Origin of the sequence: Plantactinospora sp. KLBMP9567, assembly GCF_033446045.1 — a bacterium.
Lineage (GTDB): Bacteria > Actinomycetota > Actinomycetes > Mycobacteriales > Micromonosporaceae > Plantactinospora.
This window is the reverse complement of sequence record NZ_JAWQRR010000018.1, coordinates 212,660-231,271: the sequence shown is the minus strand read 5'-3', so window position 1 is coordinate 231,271 and position 18,612 is coordinate 212,660. Positions and strand designations below refer to the sequence as shown.

19 protein-coding genes are annotated in these 18,612 nt (G+C 68.1%); 6 read left to right on the top strand and 13 right to left on the bottom strand.

Going from position 1 to position 18,612, the window contains the following annotated elements; translation table 11 throughout:
• The first annotated feature begins 305 nt into the window (after nt 1–305).
• Nucleotides 306–731 (top strand): hypothetical protein, encoded by a 426-nt coding sequence (locus R6Y94_RS14210; protein WP_318396296.1) that lies wholly within the window; start codon nt 306–308, stop codon nt 729–731.
• Between the two features lie 35 nt (nt 732–766).
• On the opposite strand, the gene R6Y94_RS14205 is transcribed toward R6Y94_RS14210, so the two are convergent.
• The 6 genes from R6Y94_RS14205 to R6Y94_RS14180 form a co-directional block, all read right to left on the bottom strand.
• Entirely contained in the window at nt 767–1,780 is a 1,014-nt protein-coding gene (locus R6Y94_RS14205; protein ID WP_318396295.1) for a hydroxyacid dehydrogenase, read from the bottom strand.
• A 249-nt stretch (nt 1,781–2,029) separates the two neighbouring features.
• The gene (locus tag R6Y94_RS14200) at nt 2,030–5,524 is read right to left on the bottom strand and encodes an alginate lyase family protein (protein ID WP_318396294.1); all 3,495 of its coding nucleotides are present in this window, start codon (nt 5,522–5,524) and stop codon (nt 2,030–2,032) included.
• Between the two features lie 271 nt (nt 5,525–5,795).
• Nucleotides 5,796–7,418, bottom strand: coding sequence for an extracellular solute-binding protein (locus tag R6Y94_RS14195; protein WP_318396293.1), 1,623 nt, complete (start codon nt 7,416–7,418; stop codon nt 5,796–5,798).
• Between the two features lie 32 nt (nt 7,419–7,450).
• Nucleotides 7,451–8,407, bottom strand: a complete 957-nt coding sequence (locus tag R6Y94_RS14190) for a carbohydrate ABC transporter permease (protein ID WP_318396292.1) — start codon at nt 8,405–8,407, stop codon at nt 7,451–7,453.
• An 11-nt stretch (nt 8,408–8,418) separates the two neighbouring features.
• A complete protein-coding gene (locus tag R6Y94_RS14185; protein ID WP_318396291.1) occupies nt 8,419–9,330 on the bottom strand; it encodes an ABC transporter permease in 912 nt (303 codons plus the stop codon).
• Nucleotides 9,323–10,612 carry a polysaccharide pyruvyl transferase family protein gene (locus R6Y94_RS14180; RefSeq protein ID WP_318396290.1) on the bottom strand — a complete coding sequence of 430 codons (1,290 nt, stop codon included), beginning with the start codon at nt 10,610–10,612 and terminating at the stop codon, nt 9,323–9,325. Before R6Y94_RS14180 ends, R6Y94_RS14185 begins: the two co-directional genes overlap by 8 nt.
• A gap of 80 nt (nt 10,613–10,692) precedes the next feature.
• Between R6Y94_RS14180 and R6Y94_RS14175 the strand changes: the two genes are divergently transcribed.
• The gene (locus R6Y94_RS14175; RefSeq protein ID WP_318396289.1) at nt 10,693–11,697 is read left to right on the top strand and encodes a LacI family DNA-binding transcriptional regulator; all 1,005 of its coding nucleotides are present in this window, start codon (nt 10,693–10,695) and stop codon (nt 11,695–11,697) included.
• 246 nt (nt 11,698–11,943) lie between these two features.
• Here the strand turns inward: R6Y94_RS14175 and R6Y94_RS14170 are convergent, their stop codons facing one another.
• From R6Y94_RS14170 to R6Y94_RS14150, 5 genes are all read right to left on the bottom strand, one after another.
• On the bottom strand, nt 11,944–12,330 hold the full coding sequence (locus tag R6Y94_RS14170) for a hypothetical protein (RefSeq protein WP_318396288.1): 387 nt from the start codon (nt 12,328–12,330) through the stop codon (nt 11,944–11,946).
• 12 nt (nt 12,331–12,342) lie between these two features.
• Nucleotides 12,343–12,639 (bottom strand): hypothetical protein, encoded by a 297-nt coding sequence (locus tag R6Y94_RS14165; RefSeq protein WP_318396287.1) that lies wholly within the window; start codon nt 12,637–12,639, stop codon nt 12,343–12,345.
• Between the two features lie 92 nt (nt 12,640–12,731).
• Nucleotides 12,732–13,160: an Imm1 family immunity protein gene (locus tag R6Y94_RS14160; protein ID WP_318396379.1), complete on the bottom strand. Its 429-nt coding sequence runs from the start codon at nt 13,158–13,160 to the stop codon at nt 12,732–12,734.
• Nucleotides 13,160–13,420, bottom strand: coding sequence for a hypothetical protein (locus tag R6Y94_RS14155; protein WP_318396286.1), 261 nt, complete (start codon nt 13,418–13,420; stop codon nt 13,160–13,162). The genes R6Y94_RS14160 and R6Y94_RS14155 overlap by 1 nt, the downstream gene beginning before the upstream one ends.
• Nucleotides 13,417–13,671, bottom strand: a complete 255-nt coding sequence (locus R6Y94_RS14150; RefSeq protein WP_318396285.1) for a DivIVA domain-containing protein — start codon at nt 13,669–13,671, stop codon at nt 13,417–13,419. Before R6Y94_RS14150 ends, R6Y94_RS14155 begins: the two co-directional genes overlap by 4 nt.
• Before the next feature lie 615 nt (nt 13,672–14,286).
• On the opposite strand from R6Y94_RS14150, the gene R6Y94_RS14145 reads away from it, so the two are divergent.
• The 4 genes from R6Y94_RS14145 to R6Y94_RS14130 are packed head-to-tail and all read left to right on the top strand — an operon-like array spanning nt 14,287 to nt 16,971.
• Nucleotides 14,287–15,390: a tetratricopeptide repeat protein gene (locus tag R6Y94_RS14145; RefSeq protein WP_318396284.1), complete on the top strand. Its 1,104-nt coding sequence runs from the start codon at nt 14,287–14,289 to the stop codon at nt 15,388–15,390.
• A complete protein-coding gene (locus R6Y94_RS14140) occupies nt 15,387–15,923 on the top strand; it encodes an NUDIX hydrolase (RefSeq protein ID WP_318396283.1) in 537 nt (178 codons plus the stop codon). The genes R6Y94_RS14145 and R6Y94_RS14140 overlap by 4 nt, the downstream gene beginning before the upstream one ends.
• A 48-nt stretch (nt 15,924–15,971) precedes the next feature.
• Nucleotides 15,972–16,241 carry a hypothetical protein gene (locus R6Y94_RS14135; protein WP_318396282.1) on the top strand — a complete coding sequence of 90 codons (270 nt, stop codon included), beginning with the start codon at nt 15,972–15,974 and terminating at the stop codon, nt 16,239–16,241.
• A 13-nt stretch (nt 16,242–16,254) separates the two neighbouring features.
• The gene (locus R6Y94_RS14130; protein ID WP_318396378.1) at nt 16,255–16,971 is read left to right on the top strand and encodes a 5-formyltetrahydrofolate cyclo-ligase; all 717 of its coding nucleotides are present in this window, start codon (nt 16,255–16,257) and stop codon (nt 16,969–16,971) included.
• 85 nt (nt 16,972–17,056) lie between these two features.
• Here R6Y94_RS14130 and R6Y94_RS14125 read toward each other — a convergent pair whose 3' ends face one another.
• Together R6Y94_RS14125 and R6Y94_RS14120 are read right to left on the bottom strand one after the other, a co-directional pair.
• Complete coding sequence (locus R6Y94_RS14125; RefSeq protein WP_318396281.1) at nt 17,057–17,563, bottom strand: NUDIX hydrolase; 507 nt, start codon at nt 17,561–17,563, stop codon at nt 17,057–17,059.
• A 144-nt stretch (nt 17,564–17,707) separates the two neighbouring features.
• A complete protein-coding gene (locus tag R6Y94_RS14120) occupies nt 17,708–18,589 on the bottom strand; it encodes an ABC transporter ATP-binding protein (RefSeq protein ID WP_318396280.1) in 882 nt (293 codons plus the stop codon).
• Nucleotides 18,590–18,612: the final 23 nt, after the last annotated feature.

Genomic DNA, 18,612 nt, shown 5'->3' with positions numbered 1-18,612 from the left:
CGCGTACGCGCAGCGTGCGGGTCCGGCGTGCGGTGCGCCAAGCGATCAGGCCGACCCGTACCGGGTGCCGAAGGGGCGTGACCGGGATGCGTGGTTGCACTGGGCTGATGACGCCTACAACCGGGCCGTGGACGCGGTGTTCGATGAGGAGTGGGAGCGGCAGGCGCACGGCGAACCGTCCAGGGTGATCATGTTGCAGGTCCACGACGAACGGATCGACGGCCCGGTGCCGGACGAGGTGCCGGCGGATATCCCGGCGGCGGCGCAGAAGCGGCGGGCGCTGGCGCAACAGTTGCACGCCGCAGTTGGCCGACCCGCCTTCGTGGACCGGCCCGGACCGGTTCGGCTGGTCGGTGCTGGAAGTGCCGGCGGCGCGGCTGGACGGCGCAGTACGGGCGTTGCGGGAGGCAACGGTGACCGTCCTGCGCGATCCGCGGTCGGTGCTGATCACGTCCGGCAAGCGCTCCGGCGCGGTAGTGCTGCGGCTGCACGGTGACTCCTTCTCCGTGGTGTTCCACGTCTCGCCCGGTGACGGGCCGGTGTTGCTGGTGCTCGATGAGCTGCCCGGCTACGCGGTCCGGGTGGACACCGCCCCGGACCCGAAGGCCGTCATGCGGGTCATGACGATGAAGTTCGAGGTGCTTCGCGCGGTGGAGATGGCGCAGCGGTCCCGCCCGGCGGCGGCCGACACGCCCGTGTCGCACCGCCTGGGACTGTACAAATTAACTTGACACTGCCATCGACCGGGTACGCCGACGGCGAACGGTCATGCGCGTAGCGCCGTATCGGCAGCGCCGACCTGATGTAGCAGCGGCTGGCCCGCGACGAAGCGACCGACCTCGTCTACTACCAGCCGACCGACGCGGCGCCGCTCGAGTCCGATACTGCCGGCGATGTGTGGGGTGAGCACCACGTTGGGCAGCGTATAGAGCGGCGAGCCCGGTTCGGGTGGCTCGGGATGGGTCACGTCGAGGAGCGCGAATACGTCCTGACGCCGGTGCAGGACCCGGATCAGCGCGGGTTCATCCAGCACTGCACCGCGTGCGGTGTTGATGATTGTGGCACCCTCGGGCATCGAGGCGAGGAGTTCCTCGGTGATCAGTCCCGAGGTCTGTGGCAGAGACGGCGTGTGCACAGTGATCACGTCGGCGCGGTGAAACAGCTCGTCGATTCCCACGAGCTCGACGCCGAGAACGGCCGCACTCGCGGCGTCTACGTACGGGTCGGCGGCAAGCACACGAACGTCGAGTGCGGACAGCCGTTGGGCCACCAGGCGGCCGATCAGGCCGAGTGACAGTATGCCGACCGTCGAGCCGAACGTGCCGGGCGCCGCCGGCTGGGATGGGAACCGGCCGAGCCGGCGTACCGCGCGTTCGAAGCGGTGAGCGTGCTTAAGCGCCAGCGTCACCTGCGCGAATGTGAACTCGGCGACTGGCACCGCGTTGGCGGCGGCGGCCGACACGATCTGGATGCCGGCGGCCCAGAACTCGTCGGTGACGATCGGCCGCACCGATCCACCGCCGTAGAAGACCGCACGGAGCCTGGTCGCGTGGGAGAGCAGAGTGCTGTCCAGGCGGGGGCCGCCCCAACCGGTGACGAGCAGCTCGACGTCGGCCAGTAGCGCCGGTCGCGTGCTGATCTGCTCAACCGTCGCGTCCGGGCCGGCCCAGCGGACCAGGCGGTCCAGGTGGGCACGTTCCTCCGGTCCGTATACGTCGTCGACCAGGTCGCGCGGCATGACCAGCAGGGCCGACGGACGGTGCGCCGCGTCGGCGAGCACCGGTGACGAGGCTCGGGGTGATGGGGACAACGCACAGCTCCTTCGTGATCGACCACGCTGAGTGGGGAAAGACCCGGAAGTACCGACGCGAGTCATCGCCGGCGTGCCGGCACCACGGTTTGGTGCGCCGCCGTATGTGTGAGCGGCGCACCAACCCTCGTGCTTTGCGCAGAAACAGCCGGCGATCGAGTCGAGCGCGACGGGGCAGCGGCTCACCCATCCGCGGCGGTCGCGCTGCCGGCAACGCCGCTACCCGCCAGCTCCGTCGTCGCGGTCCGGGCGGTTGCCGGCGCCGGGCGCGCTTGGCCGGAGGCGTTCCCGCTGGCAGGACTGAGCGACAGTGATGCTCTCGAAGGTGCTCTTCGTGGATGCGTAGAGCCCGACGCCGCCGCTGCGGACAACGGTGTCGCGAGCCGCCAGGACCTGGACGCCGTTCAACGTCACGGTGATGCGGTCGCCGTGAATCGCCGCACCCAGTCGAACGGGGCCGGTCAACGGGTTGCTGATTGATGCCGAGCCCACCCCGACCGGACCCGACGCGTGGGCCTCGCGGATGATATTCGCGTACCGGGTTCCTTCGCTCGTCTTGCCGATGTGGATCCGGTACCCGTACGAGTCCGAGGTGTCTCGGAGCGAGATTCCCGCGTTACCGACGGATCCATTGATCGTGACCGTGGTCTCCGCGACGAAGTCGCACGCCTCGGAGAAGCGCGACGGCAGTGTCGAGTCGGCCAGGACGTGCGCCCGGCCACCGGCAGGAGGCGTGAGGTGCAACTGACCCGAGGCGACGGACACGGACCCGGCTATTGCCCGCCAATTGGCCTGATCGATCCCTTCCCTGATCACGATGTTGTCGAAGGTCGCCGCCCGCCGATGCGTGAAGGCGGCGGCACCACCCGTCGGCAGCTGTGTGTCGTCCGCGGAGATCGACGTGTCGCCGACTTTGGCGGTCAGATGTTTCCCGATCGCGGAAACGATCAGCTTGTGCGGGGTGTTGGCGCCGGCGGGCAGTGCGGTCTCCGCGAGAATCGTGGTCGTCGCGTTGTATATCTTCACGAGCTGCAGCGTCGCCCCCGACGAGGAGTTGAGTACATTGGCCCGATAGTAGTTTCGGGAATCGTGGTAGCGGAACGCGAGACCGGTACGGGCCGTCGTCTGGCCGCGTACCCCGGGAACGATGTCCGCGGCCATGACCACGTCATCCGGTACATCGTGCAGCGCCGCGAACGACACAATGTCCGCGGTCGAGGTCTGTGCCAACTGCGTGTCCGGACCGGCGCCGGTCAGCGCCCAGGTGCCCTGCACCGGCGTCCAGCCGTCAAAGGATCCGTTGAAGTCGTAGACGGTGCGGTCCAGGCTGGCATCGGCGAACTCGTCGTCGAGCACGGGTGTCGGGGAAAACGACGCCTGGACCGACACGGTGATGAGGTCGCCCGTGCGGGTGAACGCGGTCGGGGTCTCGTTCACCGTCACCGCGTTGACGTTGGGCGCGTTGACGGAGAGCGTGCCGGTGAACGGGTCGCCAAGCGAGATCTGGGCGGTCGCGCCTCGCAGTTCCACACTGACGTCGGACACCGGCGCGGATGCGGCGACAACGGTGGCACCCTGGTCGACCAGGGACGACCCGCGGGTCAACGCGTACCGGGTGAGCCCGCCGCCCGAAGCACGCTCGAGGTAAGCGGTCTCGGCGTTGGTCGTGGCGGCCCCGAACGCCCTCGACGAGGGAGTCGCCTCCCGCGAAAGGTAGAAGCGTCCGGTCGCGTCCGGCAGGCCGATTTCCATCGCGGTCGCCACGGAATGACCCACCCCGGGCATAACGATGCGCCTCGCCGTCACCGCGGGCGCCGCGCCGGCCTTGCCGGGAACCACCACCGTGTCCAGTCCCGTCGACCCAGTGGCGCGCCAGTCGTACGACAGGTAGTCGACGTCCGTGAGTACCTGATCGCCGACGCGTACGGCGCCGTCGTCGTGGACAGTGGGGGTGAGCGCGGTGCCGGCCGGGGCTACCGGGACGAGCCGCACGCCGGCAACCGGTGCGGCTCCGGGCACGGTGTCGAAGCCGACCGTGGCGACCTTCGTATTCGGGTTGACGGTGACCGGATCACCCGGGAAGTGCCAGAGCTGCCGGTAATTGTGCGCGGCGGTGTCACCGGTGAGGTCGTCGGAGACGACCCAGAAGCCGGGCTTGACGAAGTAGACGGCGCGATCGTGCACGACCGGCCGGTAGCCCATCGTCGTACCGCGGTAGATGTCGAGGCCCGCGTTCGAGCGCCACAGCGACGTCGTGCGGGGGACGCCGGCGGTCTGCGCGCGTCCGTCGACCTCGATGGTGTTGTGCGCCTCGGTGGTGCGGCGCATCCAGTCGTTCGTCGGAGTCGCGCTGTAGTCACCCACTCCGGAGTCCACGATCAGCGGACGCCCGTACGCCGCCATCACCAGGCTGAGGTCGTCCGGATGCCGATGCGAGGCGGTGTAGCTGGAATTCTGGTTGTTGATCAGCATGTACCGGGCGTCGGCGTCCCACCCGGAACGCTGGACCGCGAAGCTGATCGGAAAGACCGTGGACGGCAGCGTCGGGGCGGTCCCCTGCGTTCGACCGGAGGCGACCCAGGTGAAATCGGGCCAGGAGTTGCGTGCACCTGTTCTGCCGATGGCGGACGCACCGGCATCGGCGTTCGGCGAGTCGCCCACCATCGCGACCTCAAGGTTCGGCTGACGGGTCGCGAACAGCGAATCCGCGATCCAGTCCGACGTCTGGGCGATCGATTCAGGAAGGGTCCGCCCGTTGGCATCCGCCAGTCTGATGACGGTGTTGAGCAGATCCGCCACGTATGCCTGATAGTTGAACGCCGGCTCGCGGTACACACCGTCGCCTTTCACGTGCGCGCGCAGGAACCGCTCGAACGAGCGCACCGCGAACCACTCCCAGCCGGGCGATGCCGAGAACTCGGGCAGAAACACGGCTGCCGCGTAGACCGAGCGGGCCATGGACACGTACCAGTTGTTCCCGACATGTATCTGCATCACGCCGACGAGGTACTTCGCCGTGGCGTGCACGCCGGACAGGTACGCCACGAGGTCATTCGCGTCGATGCCCGGGTCGGTCCGGAACACTGCAAACGCACTGACCAGCTGCGCAAGCCGCTTGGCGGCCGACAGGTTGCGGTTCTGTGGCCAGCTCTGATTGTCGGCGAAGAAGTCGAGCGAGATGTCCATCCACGCCGACGCGTACGCCGCACGCTCTGCCGGGTCACTCTCGAACGCGTAAGCGCTGACCAGTCTGGGCATGAACGCGAGGTCACTCATCAAGACCTGCGCGCCGCCCGGGGTGGTCTGCGTCCCACCCCAGGCGTCCTGCCAGTTGACGTCGATCCGCTGCTGGGCGTCGTTGTAGAAGTCGCGGGTCTCGGCGCCGAACCGGAAGATCCCCGCCGCGAGCTCATCGGCGCTGGCGTCGCCGCCGCCCGCGTCCGCGCTCGGAGGCAGGTACTCAACGTCGGTGCGGCCCGCGTAGAACACCTTGAGCTCGCCCGCGGCGCCCGCTTCATCACCGGCGGCGAGCTCTGCCGCCACCGCGGCGAGTTCCGGACGCGTCAGGTCGAGCAGTTCGCCGAGATCCGACATGTCGGCCGCGGCGGCCCTGCCCGGCGACAGGACCGTCGCCACCAGAGCCAGCACGAGCGCCGCAGCGGCACCCGCACGGGCCCGGCGATGCGTGTACCAGGGAAAATAGCTTCGTCTCACTATGTCTTCTCCCTTACCCGTGAGAGTGAACCTTTTTCAACCTGAACCGCGCGGCGCTCACGCACCGCGTCCGCCCTTGCGGTCCGTCGGACCGCAAGGGGAGGTTGAAAAGGTTCAGCGTTAGCTGAGTCCTTCGACCGCGTCCGGGAGCGCCGAAAACAGTCCGCGGAGTTCGCGGCCCGGCTGGTGTTGCTCAACCCGGGTGGGTGGACTTCACGGCTCGGCGGCCGAACCGAACGGGTACGCCGGACCGGCCGCCGTGTCCGGCTCGTCAGCGACCCGCCTGCTCCTCGTACTCCGCCTTGATCTTGTTGCCCACCCGGTCCATGAACTGCTTGATGGCCGGCTGCCACGCCGAGACGGGTTTGTTGCCCAGCTGGATCTCCAGCAGGACCGAGTCCAGTTCCTGCTGCTCGCTGGCCGCCTTGCTGGCGGCGGTCTCCGAGTACAGCCCGAGGGCCGGGTCCGGGACGGCGAGCGGGACGCCGGCGACCTGGTGGTCGTACTGGTCCTGCACGGCCTGGCGGTTAGCGGGCTCGTAGATGACGGGCGATGCCTCGGCGAGGTACCGCACGGGCAGGAACGTCTGGCTGCGCCCGCCCTCGGTGAGGGTCGGGTCGGAGCTGTCGCGGTTGAACGTCTGGCCCTCGACGCCGTACCGCAGGGCCATGTACTCGCTGCTGCCGAAGGGTGAGCACAACCAGTTGAGGACCTTGAGGATCTGCTTGATCCGGTCGGCGTCGTCGGTCTTGGCGATGGCGGTGAAGCTGGACAGCGTCGGACCGGGCGTGCGTACCTGCGTCCCCGTGCCGTCCCGGGTGGGCGAGAGCATGCCGGTCAGGCGGAAGCCGGGCACGTCTTTGGCCTGGCCGTAGAACTTGCCCCACCCGGCGTACAGGCCGATGGTGAACGAGGTCGTGCCGGCCAGCATCCACTGGTTGCGCTTGGTGTTGGGCGCGCCCGCCTGGTCGGGATGTATCACCCCGGACTTCACCAGCTCGACGGTGTCCTGGAGGGCCTGCGTGAACTGCGGTGTGGTCCCGGTGTGGGTGAAGACGCCGTCCTTGGCCTGCCAGGCGCCGGCGCCGCCGGGCCAGTTGCCGGTAATCCCGTTCATCTCCAGGATCGTGTTGAACGGGATCTGCCCGAACGCCCAGCGGCCGGCCCGCTCGTCGGTCAACGCGGCCGCCATCTGCTTGAACTCGTCCCACGAGGTGGGTTGGAGGCTGAGTCCGGCCTTGGCCAGCAGGTCGGCCCTGGTGTACAGCACGGTGCCGATCCGTGCCCTCGGCACCGGGATGCCCCAGATCCGTTGGTCGTAGACGGCGCTGCGCCAGGCATCGGTGGGCAGGCCGGCGAGGTTCGGGTAGGCAAGGACCGCGTCCCCGGACAGGTACTCGGTCAGGTCGGTGAATGTCGCCTTCAGCATGGCCGGCATCTGTTGGACGACGCCCTGGATTGCGACCATGTCCGGCAGATCGCCACCGGCGATGGTGGTGGCGACCTTGCTCTTGTAGTCCGCCGACGCGACGTACGTGATCTTCAGCTCGGTGCCGAGTTTGTCGTTGAGGTTCTGCCAGTAGGGGTTCGAGCCGAGCGCGGGGGCGATCGGGTCGTACGTGTACGTCAGCGCCGTGACGGCCTCGCCCTGCACCGGCTGCGACGCGGCGGTGGAGGCGGTCGGGTATGTGAAGTATCCCGGCGACACCCCGGCCGGCTCGGCCGCCAGGTCGGGCGTGGCCGCGGTGACGGGCTTGTAGGTGGGCAGCTTGACCGGCCCGGTCGAGCCGTTCGACGAGCTCGACCCGCCGTCGCCGCACCCCCCGAGCAGCGGGCCGAGCCCCGCTGCCGCGCCGAGTGCCAGGACGCGACGGCGGCTGAGGTTAGGTGCCATGACGTCTCCTTCCACATTGTGTGGACGACCGGTCAGCCCTTGACGGCGCCGACCATCAGTCCCTTGGCGAAGTGCTTCTGGATGAACGGATAGATGAACAGGATGGGCAGGATGGAGATGACGAGAATCGCCATCTGGACCGAGATCTGCGGTGGCAGATTTTCCAGGCTGGAGCTGAGCTGATCGGACCCGATCGGGGTGTCGTTGACGACGTAGGTGCGCAGCACCAGTTGCAGCGGCCACTTTTCCGGCGACTGGAGATACAACATCGAGGAGAAAAACGCGTTCCAGTACGCCACGGCGTAGAACAGTCCGATCACGGCGACGACCGCCTTCGACAGCGGCAGCACGATCCGCAGCAGGATGCGCACCTCCCCGGCACCGTCCATAAAGGCGCTTTCCAACAGCTCGCCGGGGATTTCCAGGAAGAACGCGCGCATGACGATGACGTTGAACGCGTTCACCAGCACCGGCAGGATCAGTGCCAGGTAGTTGTCCAGTAGGCCCAGCTGCTTGACCGTGAGGTACATCGGGATGATGCCCGGGTTGAACAGCAAGGTGAACACCGTCATCAGTAGGATCGGCTTGTGCAGCAACGAACCTGGCCGCGACAGCGCGTACGCCAGAGCGATCGTGGCGACGAGGCTGAGTGCCGTGCCGACCGCGGTGATGCCGGCGCTCACCATCAGGGCACGGGTGACGATTCCGCCGGACAGGACGGCCCGGTAGGCGTCCAGCGTCGGTTCGCGCGTCCAGAGCACGAAGCCGCCCGCCCTGCTGATCTCCTCCGGGGAGGCGATGCTGGTCATCAGCACGGCCCAGAACGGCACCACCACCGCCAGGCAGCCAAGGCCGAGCACGAGTCCCCGCGCGCCGATCCCCAGCCTGCTGGGCTCGCCCATCCAGGCCGGGCGCTGGCCACGGCCCGAGCGTGGCCGCCGCGGCCGCGCGCCGCCGGCGGGGCGCGGCACGGACACCGCAGGCGACACAGGTCCGCTCGTCACTTGGAGTACACCCCCTGCTCGCCCAGCGCGTGGGCCGCCCGGTTCGCGCCGAGCACGAGCGCGACACCGACAATGCCTTTGATCAGCCCCACGGCGGCCGCGGTGCCCCAGTCCCCGCCGACGATCCCGTGGTTGTAGACGTATGTGTCGAGCACCTCGCTGGCACCGGCACCGACCTGGGCCTGCTGCAGGATGATCTGCTCGAACCCGACGGACAGCGAGTCACCGAGCCGCAGGATCAGCAGCAGGACGATCACCGGGCGGATGGACGGCAGGGTCACGTGCCACAGGCGGCGAACCGCCGAGGCACCGTCCACCACCGCGGCCTCCATCTGCGCCGGATCCACTCTGGACAGCGCGGCGAGAAAGATGATCGTCGACCAGCCGGTGTCCTTCCAGATCACCTGTGATGTGATCATGAGCTTGAACAACTCGGGCACGCCGACGATGTGGAATGTCGACAGGTCGGCCGAGCGCAGCCAGCCGTTGAGCATCCCGCCGTTGCCGAACATCTGCTGGAACAGGGCGACCACGATCACCCAGGACAGGAAGTGCGGCATGTAGAGGATCGACTGGGTGAGGCGTTTGAGTCGTTCGCTGACCGTCGCGTTCAGGATCAACGCGAGGCAGATCGGCAACGGGAACACGAAGACGACCTGAATCAGCGTGATGATCAGCGTGTTGACGAGCGCGTTGAGGAACACCGGGTCGCCGGTGAGGATGGGCTCGAAGTTGTCCAGCCCGACGTACGGGCTGTGCCAGATTCCCAGGAACGGCTGGAAGTCCTGGAACGCGATGATGTTCCCGCCGAGCGGCAGATAGTGGAACAGCAGCAGCGCCGTGACCCCGGGAAGCGCGAGCAGCAGCAGGACCCGGTCGCGCCGCCAACGGCTGCGCAGGCTATGCATCGTCGCTCCCCACCGGGGGATGCGAGCCGATGGGCTGGCCCGCCACGCAGGCCCGCACCGCCGCCCGCAGCGCGTCGTCGGCGTTCGCCGCGACCCTCCTGCTCCGGGCAACCGCGGGCGCCGGATCGGTGGCGATGTCGGTGACCGCCGCGACCACCGTCGCCGCGGCGCGATGGTCGAGCTCGATCACCAGGTCCGGGGCGCCGAGGTCGGCGAACATCTGGGACTTGGTCGTCTCGGTCGGCTGTCGAAGGTAGATGGTCGGGATCGCGTGCCGTGCGGCCAGGATCGGCGAATGGCACTCCATGCTGACCACCAGCGACGAGACGGCGTAGACGCCGGTCGCCTCCTCCAGCGGCCAGTACCGGTCCAGGAGCCGGACCTGCCCGAGCGTCTGTGGACTGACCAGGCTGGGAAGGTGCTCGTGCGCCAGCTCGACGGCGTAGCTCATCTCGGGCACCACGATGGCCGGCAGGCCGCTGACGCGTACCCAGGTCTCGATCGCCGCCGCCAGCACTGCCAGGTCGTGCGTCACGGTCGCCCGGTTGACCGCGTCGCGCCGCATCTGCTCGCGGGTCGGATCCGTGCCGTAGATCTTCGCGTAGGGGCTGTAACGCAGCCGCGGGACAAAGCAGGCGAACCGACCAGGCTGCAGGCCGAGGCCCTCCAGCAGGCGGGCGGCCGCGACGGCGTCAGTATGGTCGAACGCGAACGTGCCATCCGGCCCGAAGGCGAGGTCGGGCCTGGTTATCTTCTGGCTGCGCAGGGTCGCGAGGGTCAACGTTTCGCGGCAGTAGACGAAGTCGGCGCCGTCGAGGCGGTCCTTGACGTCGTCGTCAAGGTAGGACGGTGGGAGCAGATCGACCATCTGGGCCAGCTCCGGCAACGTCGCCACGGTCGGTGGGCACAGCGGATCCACGGTGACCCCGAAGTACCCGTACGGGCGGCCCACGTGCCGGCGCCACCAGTCGATCTCGGTGCTCTGGAAGGCGTCGGCACCCGATCCGTGCATCAGGACGTCCGCGCCGTCGATGGCGGCGGCCAACTCCGGGGTGCTCGGCCCGTCGCCGCCGAGAGTGCCGTCAACGACGCGCAGATCGGGCAACGCGTGTCGCAGCATGGATCGCTCGCGCTCCTCCAGCCGCACCGGCCAGAGGATGACCTCGACCTCGGGGGCGAACCGCTGGAACGCCCGCACGACACCAGGGGAGTGCGCCACGTCGCCGATGTTCACCGTCGCCCAGGACGACCGCAGGAGGACGGTGTGACGGGTCGATGTCATGCATGCTCCTTCGGTGACGTATCGTTAATTCAACGTAGAGCTGGTTAGACGTTACGTCAAGATCCGAGGAGGCTTGCAACGTGGCAACGCAACGTGACGTCGCACGAGCTGCTGGGGTGTCGCTCGCGGTGGTGTCGGCGGTGGTCAACGGCACGAGCCACACCCGGATGAGGGAATCCACCCGCACCCGGGTGCTCCGGGCGATGCAGCAACTGGGCTACCAGCCGAACCATGCGGCGCGCTCGCTTCGACTCAACCACACCGGCATGATCGCGATGATCCTCAACAAGCTCGACAACCCGGTCTACGGACCCCTGCGGCAAGGCGTCTACGAGGCGGCGGCGGAGCACGGCGCGACGGTCCTGCTGGGCGATGCCGAGACGATGCGCTCCGGCAGCCAGTTCCTGACCCGGCTACTCAGCCAGGGCACGGTCGACGGCATCCTGATCCGCGGCGAAGGGCCGCTGGACGACGACGTAATGGCCGAACTCCGCTCCCACCCCAAGCCGATCCTCATCCTGGAACACGCACCGGACCATCCCTGGATCGACATCGACGATCGCCGCGCAGGCGAGATCGCGACCCGGTTCCTGGTCAACCTCCGCCACCGCCACATCGTCTTCATCGGGGGATCGGGATACATCTCCCAGCAGCGCTACCTGGGCTACCAGCAGGCGATGGACTCCGCCGGCCTGGCACCGGCCCCACACCTGGCCACCGGGTTCGGCGAGCAGGCCGGCGTCGACGGGCTCCGGCAGGCCATGCAGGCGGCAACCGCACCCACCGCCATCGTCGTCAACAACATCATGAGCGCGGTCGGGGTCCTGGCCGCCGCACACGACCTCGGCATCGCCATCCCCGACCAGCTGTCGGTGATCGGCATCCACGACGTCGACCTGATGCAACACCTGCGCCCGGCCGTGACCGCGGTCCGGATGCCCATGTACCAACTCGGCTGGGCCGGCGTCGAGGCGCTGTACGACCTGATCGCAGGACGGCCGGGCACGGGCGGTCTCATCACCGACCCCGAACCCGAACTGGTAATCCGAGACTCAGCGACCGCTCTGAACCCGCCGGGCACCTGAACCTCGCTGCCGTTGGTGCGCATCACATCGCAGCGGTGGTCCTGCTGGTCGGCAGGCTGTGACCTGGTGCACCGGGAAGCCTGGTCGGCATGTCCACCGCTCGTCGCGGGATACGCCAACGCCCATCGCGTCGAGCCCGGTCGGCGCCGAACCCGCGCAGCGCGGCTGCGACACGGTCACCGCGCCGCAGCCGCCCCGCCAAGGCGGTCACCTCGGTTCATCACCCTGGTTACCCCGGGCCTGCTGCTACGACAGCGCCTCGCCAGGCAGGCTGCCCTGGCCGAGCGTGTGCTTGGTGGCGATGTCCACCGTGGTCGGGTCGAAGCCCCGCCCGCGCCGCCCGGACGGCAGGATCGTCACGGTGCACAACCGGTCGATGAACAGGCGTTGGTCGGCCAGTTCCAACCGGTCCCATGCGGCTACCGGATCCGGCGCGTTGATCACTGTGGCCAACGGGTCGGTGGTCACCGAGGCGTTCAACACCTCGTCGATCTCGGCGATGCGGGCGTTGCCGCGTTTGGTCGCGGCGATCACCTGGGCGCGGGTCTTCAACCCGAGCACTTCGTCTTCGGCCATCAGCTCAAGCCGGTTGCGGATTGCCTTGCGTCCGGCGCGCAACGCCTCGGCGTCCACGTCCGGGGCAGGCTAGGCCAGCAGCTCGTACGCCGGCGGGTGGGTCAGCGCGTACAGCACATGGGCGAACACCAGGCGGTCCACGCTGGCCACGTTGCGGGTCAGGTGGTTGTTGTTCTTGCACTTGTACCGGGGCTCCCGCCCACCCAACGTGACCTGACACGTCACCGGCTTGTCAGTCTCGGTGCCGGGCGGAGTGCAGATCCCGCACCGGTAGATCCCCGACCCGTGCCAGCGCGGCGCCGCGCCCGGCCCGGTGCGGCGGTTCGGGTCGGTCAACAGCTCCCGCACCGCGAAGAAGCTGAACACGGTCGAACAGGAGGTGTTGCCGGACGCCACTCATCAGCCGGCCGTCGGGACAGGCACTCGACCCTCATGGCGGTCGGCATGTCTTTCGAGCCTCAACTGTCGCGCCAGCCGACGCGGGTCGGGCGGGCGCCGGTCGCCGCGTACTCCAGGGCGGCGTCGCGGACGGCGCCCGGGGTCACGGTGGCCAGCTTCGGACCGCAGGCGATCGGATCGCCGCCGTAGTCGAACTCGATCCGTTCGACCTCCGCCGGCCACGGCGGCAGCTCCGGCTCGTAGCCCAGACTGCCGGTCGGCCCGGCCCAGTAAAGGAATCCCCGCATCGGATGCCCGAGCCCGAGCTGCAACGACGGCAGGGCCGGCGGCGTGCCCGGCCGAAACCCCGGCTCCAGAAACCTCGGCGGATACAGCCCGACCACGTGCGGCCCGCGCGAGGTCACCGCCAGGCCGGCCAGCAGAGCGTCCAGCTCGGCGATGCCGCTCACCGCCCGCCACCGGCCCTGTCCCCACACCACCGCCACCATCACCCGGCGACTCCCGCATCCCCCGAGGACGCACCACCAGCGCCCGGTCTGGCGGACCTCGGCAGGTCGGCGAGCCGGCCGGCCAGGACCAGCCGCTCGTAGGCCCACCGCCACTCGTCGCACCGGCTCCGCCCACACCGCACGCAGACCCCGAGGTCGGGATCGTTGGCGTGCGTCAGCATCGTGTCCCGGAAGTGCGCCGCCATCTCGTCGGACACCTCGACCGCCGCGGACGGCCGCCCGAGCGGTCGCTCCGTCACCGCCGATCACCCCGCCACCGGCCGTCGGCCAGCCGGGCGTTACGGGTCTGCCAGCTCCGCAACGCCGCCTTGACCCGGTCCGCGTCGGCGCGGGCCACCCGGACGTCGCGCCGCAGCAGGTCCACCTCGTCGGCCAACCGGGCCAGGAAGTGGTACACCTCGTCCGGGTCCAACCCGCGCCGCCATGGCCCCCGCCCGAACCGGACCGAACGGATGTCCGTCGAGGTCAGCCTCGGATACACCGCGCTCACCGCCGACCACCACCATCATGATCGGGTACGCCCACCAGCGCCCCAACCGCAACACCACCCCACCCCGCCCTCCGGGCGGCTCCCGCAGACCAAGACACCTGTGCCCTCCCGACGTCGTCCGCACCTGTCGACCGGATCGGCACCGAGGCGGGCGGGGTCGGCATCCCGCCACGCCGGCATGGCGGAAACCGTTGGCCACAGCACCCGCCCCGGGCCGTGGGTGGATCCTGTACCGGAATGCGCTCCGTCAGAATGACGCAACGTTGATGCGATATATACGCAAAGCTCATTGGTTCGATAACCTCGTCGGTATCTGTCCGACGCGAACCGGCACCCCTGGTGGAGGGTCCTGACATGTCCAGCAAAGCCCCGCCAGTCTGTCGCCGGTGTGGCACGCGGCTGGCGAAAGACAATCGCACGAGAGTCTGTCGGCGATGCGGCGGCGAGGCTGGCAGTTACCTTTTCGCGCCGCCACCATTGCCGTCCGGGTTCTGGCAGGCCAGGGAGCTACGCGATGCTCTTGCCGAGCGCCACATCGGCCACGTGATCAGGGCGTACCGGCATCATCCCCACCACGGGCCGCGACCGCTGCCCCAGGACCTCGTAGCTGGCTGGATGAACCTGTCGCAGGCCCAGCTCAGCCGCCTGGAGAACGGGCCAGGGCTACGCGACCTCGATCGGCTGGTCGACTGGGCGCTGTTGCTCGGCATGCCCGCGGAGATGCTGTGGTTCGCGCTGCCCAGCAGTGCGCCAGCACAGGCCCAGCCTGGACCGGACGGCATCGCGCTTCCGTTCGTGCACGCGCTCCGCGCCGTCGATCGAGAGGTCGGCGGCGCTCACCTTTATGCGACAGTCGCGGCCCACCTCGCTCAGTACCCGTCCGCGCTCCCATCGTCCGGTGCGAGTTCACGAACGCACCCGAGATCAGAATCCGTGGCGTCCCTTGCCGAAATGGCGGGTTGGATGGCGTTGGAGAGCGGTGCCAGGACGATGGCCCGCCGGCACCTGTCCTACGCCGTCGCCAGCGCCGTCACCAGCGGCGATAGCCAACTGGCTGCCCAGGTCTGTGCGAGTCTCAGTCACTTCGCCCGCCAGGATGGCAACGCGCACGATGCGGTGGCACACGCCGAGGCCGGGTTGGTACATCTCCGGAATGGGCCACCACACGGCCCTCTTGAGGCCCGGCTACAGGCAGTCCGCGCCTCCGGGTTGGCGGCAGGTGGCCGCCCCGTCGAGGCTGTAGCGGCGATCACGGCCGCCGAGACGGCATTCCAGGGCACCTCTGTCTCCTCCTCACACTGGTTGAGCCCGTTCGACGAAGCATCCCTCGCCTCGGAGGCAGCCCGATGTTTTCTCCAGGTAGGCGACTTCGCTGAGGCGGCTCGACAACTACACCAGGCCCTCGCGGGCCGCAAGCACGGTCGCGTGCGTAGCCGTGCTCTCGCCCAGATCACGCTTGCCACCGCGCTACTTGGCCAAGGGCGGCCGGACGAGGCATGCACCCTTGTCCGCGAGGTGCTCGCATACACCACGAACCTCGGTTCGGCAGTACTCCTCGACCGGCTGAAGCATGTGGCGTTGCTGCTCAGATCCCACACCGAGCGATGCAGCGACGTTCCGGAGCTGATCGGGCAGCTTCGTCAAGCTGTGCTCGACCGCGCGTGGATCGGCACCACCGGGGCCCTGCACGATCTGCCAGCAGTACGTCGGCCGCAATGACCGACCAGGAGCGGCCGTTGTACGAACGCGACCGGGCGGCCTGGCGGGAGCACCTCGCCGAGGGTAACGCCAGGCAGGCCCGCAAACGGGTCGGCGCCGACGCCCTCATCCGGAACGGTCGGGGTGAGATCCTGCTGGTGGATCCGAGCTACAAACCAGACTGGGACCTCCCCGGCGGCATGGCCGAGCAGAACGAACCACCGCACCAGGCTGCCGAGCGTGAACTGCGTGAAGAGTTAGGTCTCGAACTCTCGCTCAACACGATGCTGGTGGTTGATTGGGTCGCACCGCACGACCCCTGGGACGACAGCCTCATATTCGTCTTCGACGGCGGCATCCTCGACGATCGACAGATCACTTCGCTCCGCGTGGCGGATCCGGAAATCAGGGCGTTCGAATTTGTCTCCCTGGCGCAGGCGGCGACGTTACTCAGGCCGTACGTCTGGAAGCGGCTCGATCGGGCACTGGCTGCCGTCACCGACGGAACGGCGGGCTATCTGCACACGTCGGTGAGCGACCGGCTATCCGGATGACCACGTGTCGTGAGAGCTGGGCAGTCACGTCCTGGCACACTGGCAACGGTGTCGCTCGAAGTCACATCTTCCGCCGTGAGTGGACGAGAGAAGTCCCATTCTATCGTCCTCGGAAACCTCGCCCTGGCTCACATTCGGCAACGTCACATCGAGGAGTCGGCCGCCGTATTGCACGAGGCGATCGACATCGTCGAACGGACTCGTGCCGGTGGCGGGGCAAACATCCTTTTCGGCGCTTGCCGAGAACTTCAACCGTGGCGCAACCACGTCGGCGTCTACGACGTGACCGACCGAGTACTCTCCCTCGTGGCGGGATGAGGAGCGCACGGATATCGACCAGGAGAAGGGGCAAGCACGCGAGAAAGTGTGGCGCCGACTGGAGCAGTCCGGTGCCGCCTTGCCACCTGGCGCACACGGCCGAATCCCAAATTTCCTGGGCGCCGACAGGGCGTCTGCTCGACTGGCCGAGTTGCCGCAGTGGCGCCGAGCCAAGGTCGTCAAGTCCAACCCAGACAAGGGCCAACTACCAGTCCGACTGCAAGCACTCAGCGACCGCAAGCTGCTTTATATGGCGGTTCCCAAGCTCGCCAAAGCCCGGCCGTTCTACCTGCTCGACCCAAGCAATCTCGGGGCTCCGCCCACCTCCATAGCCACCGGGGCCGGGGCTGCCGCACACGCCCTCACCGTCGAGATTGGACAAATGCAGCCGATAGACCTGGTAGTCTGCGGAAGCGTCGCCGTCAACCGTGATGGCGTGCGAGTCGGCAAGGGCGCGGGTTACTCCGACATCGAAGTCGCTCTCCTAACTGAGGCTGATCTGATCGCACCCACCACCTTGATTGTGGCAACGGTCCACGAGCTTCAGGTCCTTGACGAGCCTCTACCCGAATCGCCACATGACTTCAGTGTCGATTTGATCGTCACCCCCCAAGAGGTTATCTGGTGTGCCCCACCTCGACGCCCACGCGGAATCTACTGGAATGCAATCAGTGACCAACAGATCGCCGAGATCCCGGCTCTCGCATGCAACGCTCAACGTCCGAAGTGAGCGGAGCGCCGGTTGACGGGGCATCGCACATGCTCGGTCTGCGCGAGCGGATTGCCGGGCTGTCGATGGCGGGGACGTAGTGCAGTTACGCGGGTCTACCGTTTTCCAGATAGATAATGACGCCTTGGTCGACAACCGCCAGCGTGTTGGCGAGCCGAGCCGCAGGCCCGCCCCTCTCCACGAGACTGACAGCCTCAGGCCCAGAAACCAAGCGGAAGGCACCAATCTCCGAAGCGTCTATCCTCATTGCCCCCAACTGCGCGGCGGTCAGGATCCCCCCGTCAAAGAGGAACTGAACACCCGCCGGACGGTCAGTGGTCGCCGTCTTATAGTCCACAGAGAGCAGACGCCCGACTTCGATATCCAGCCCGATCTCCTCGCGGACCTCGCGCCTAGCTGCGTCTATTGGCGACTCGTCAGCTCCCATGATCCCGCCAGGCAGGTGCCAGTCCGCCTTGTAAGTGGGCTTTAGTAGTAACAGCGCACCAGCGCTGTCCCGGAGGACTACGCCCGCTGCACCGATCAGCTTGGCCTGACCCGCGTAATAGCTGTAACTCGCCATCACGAATCCCCCTTCGCTGGCCACCGTCACTGGTCGTCCGTCGAGCGGCGAACATGATTAGTAAGGATCCGGACGAGTCAGCCGTCCTGTCTCGACCAACCGTCCAGCTCCGTGCAACGACTAGGCCAGCGGCACGTCCGGAAAGCGTGTCAAGCCCCTACCGGACGTCAGCGCCTACCGGGCTGCGGCCGGCGCGGTGGCCTGCTGCATCAAGGCAACATATCCGTCCTCAAGCGACGGTGCCACCGGCACCGCGTCCGGGCTCGGCCGGGTCGGGCTGACCACCCGGTAGTGGGTACCGTCGGTCCGGCTGATCGCCGAGACCACCACCCCGACCGTCGGAGCCGGGCCGGAGCTGGTCACCTCCCAGGTGGCGCCCTCGCCGACCCGGACCAGATCGGGAACCATCCCGGTGTAGACCACCCGGCCCGCCGCCATCACCGCCGCGTGCTGGCAGGTCTGCGCCACGTCCTCCACGATGTGCGTACTCAGCAGCACCGTACGGTTCCCAGCCAGCCCGGAGAGCAGGGTACGGAAGCGTACCCGCTCCTCGGGGTCCAGCCCGGCGGTCGGCTCGTCCACCACGATCAGCGCAGGATCACCGAGCAACGCCTGCGCGATGCCGACCCGCCGCCGCATCCCACCCGAGAAGCCCTTCATCCGCCGCCCGGCCACCTCGGTCAACGCCACCAGCTCCAGCAACTCGTCGACCTGCCGGCGACGGGCCCGGGTGTCGTCGAGCCCCTTGAGCAGACCCACGTAGTCCAGGAACTCCCGGGGCGACAGGTCCGGATAGAGGCCGAGATCCTGCGGCAGGTAGCCGAGCCGGCGCTGCACCGCCAGCCGCCCCGCCCCGGTGGTCAGGTCGTGGCCACCGACCCGCACCTGCCCACCAGTCGGCGGCAGCACGCCGGCGAGGATCCGCATCAGCGTGGTCTTGCCGGCACCGTTCGCGCCGAGCAGCCCGTACATGCCGCCGGGGATGACCAGGTCGACCGAGTGCAGCGCGATGACCTTGCCGAACCGGCGGGTCAGACCCGTGGTCTGGATGTCCATACGAGGGAAACCTTTCGGAAGTG

Coding starts and splice junctions, on each gene's coding strand:
- R6Y94_RS14195 (WP_318396293.1), bottom strand. CDS start 7,418: ATGGCACCTAACCTCAGCCGCCGTCGCGTCCTGGCACTCGGCGCGGCA.
- R6Y94_RS14185 (WP_318396291.1), bottom strand. CDS start 9,330: ATGCATAGCCTGCGCAGCCGTTGGCGGCGCGACCGGGTCCTGCTGCTG.
- R6Y94_RS14180 (WP_318396290.1), bottom strand. CDS start 10,612: ATGACATCGACCCGTCACACCGTCCTCCTGCGGTCGTCCTGGGCGACG.
- R6Y94_RS14160 (WP_318396379.1), bottom strand. CDS start 13,160: ATGGTGGCGGTGGTGTGGGGACAGGGCCGGTGGCGGGCGGTGAGCGGC.
- R6Y94_RS14145 (WP_318396284.1), top strand. CDS start 14,287: ATGAACCTGTCGCAGGCCCAGCTCAGCCGCCTGGAGAACGGGCCAGGG.
- R6Y94_RS14140 (WP_318396283.1), top strand. CDS start 15,387: ATGACCGACCAGGAGCGGCCGTTGTACGAACGCGACCGGGCGGCCTGG.
- R6Y94_RS14120 (WP_318396280.1), bottom strand. CDS start 18,589: ATGGACATCCAGACCACGGGTCTGACCCGCCGGTTCGGCAAGGTCATC.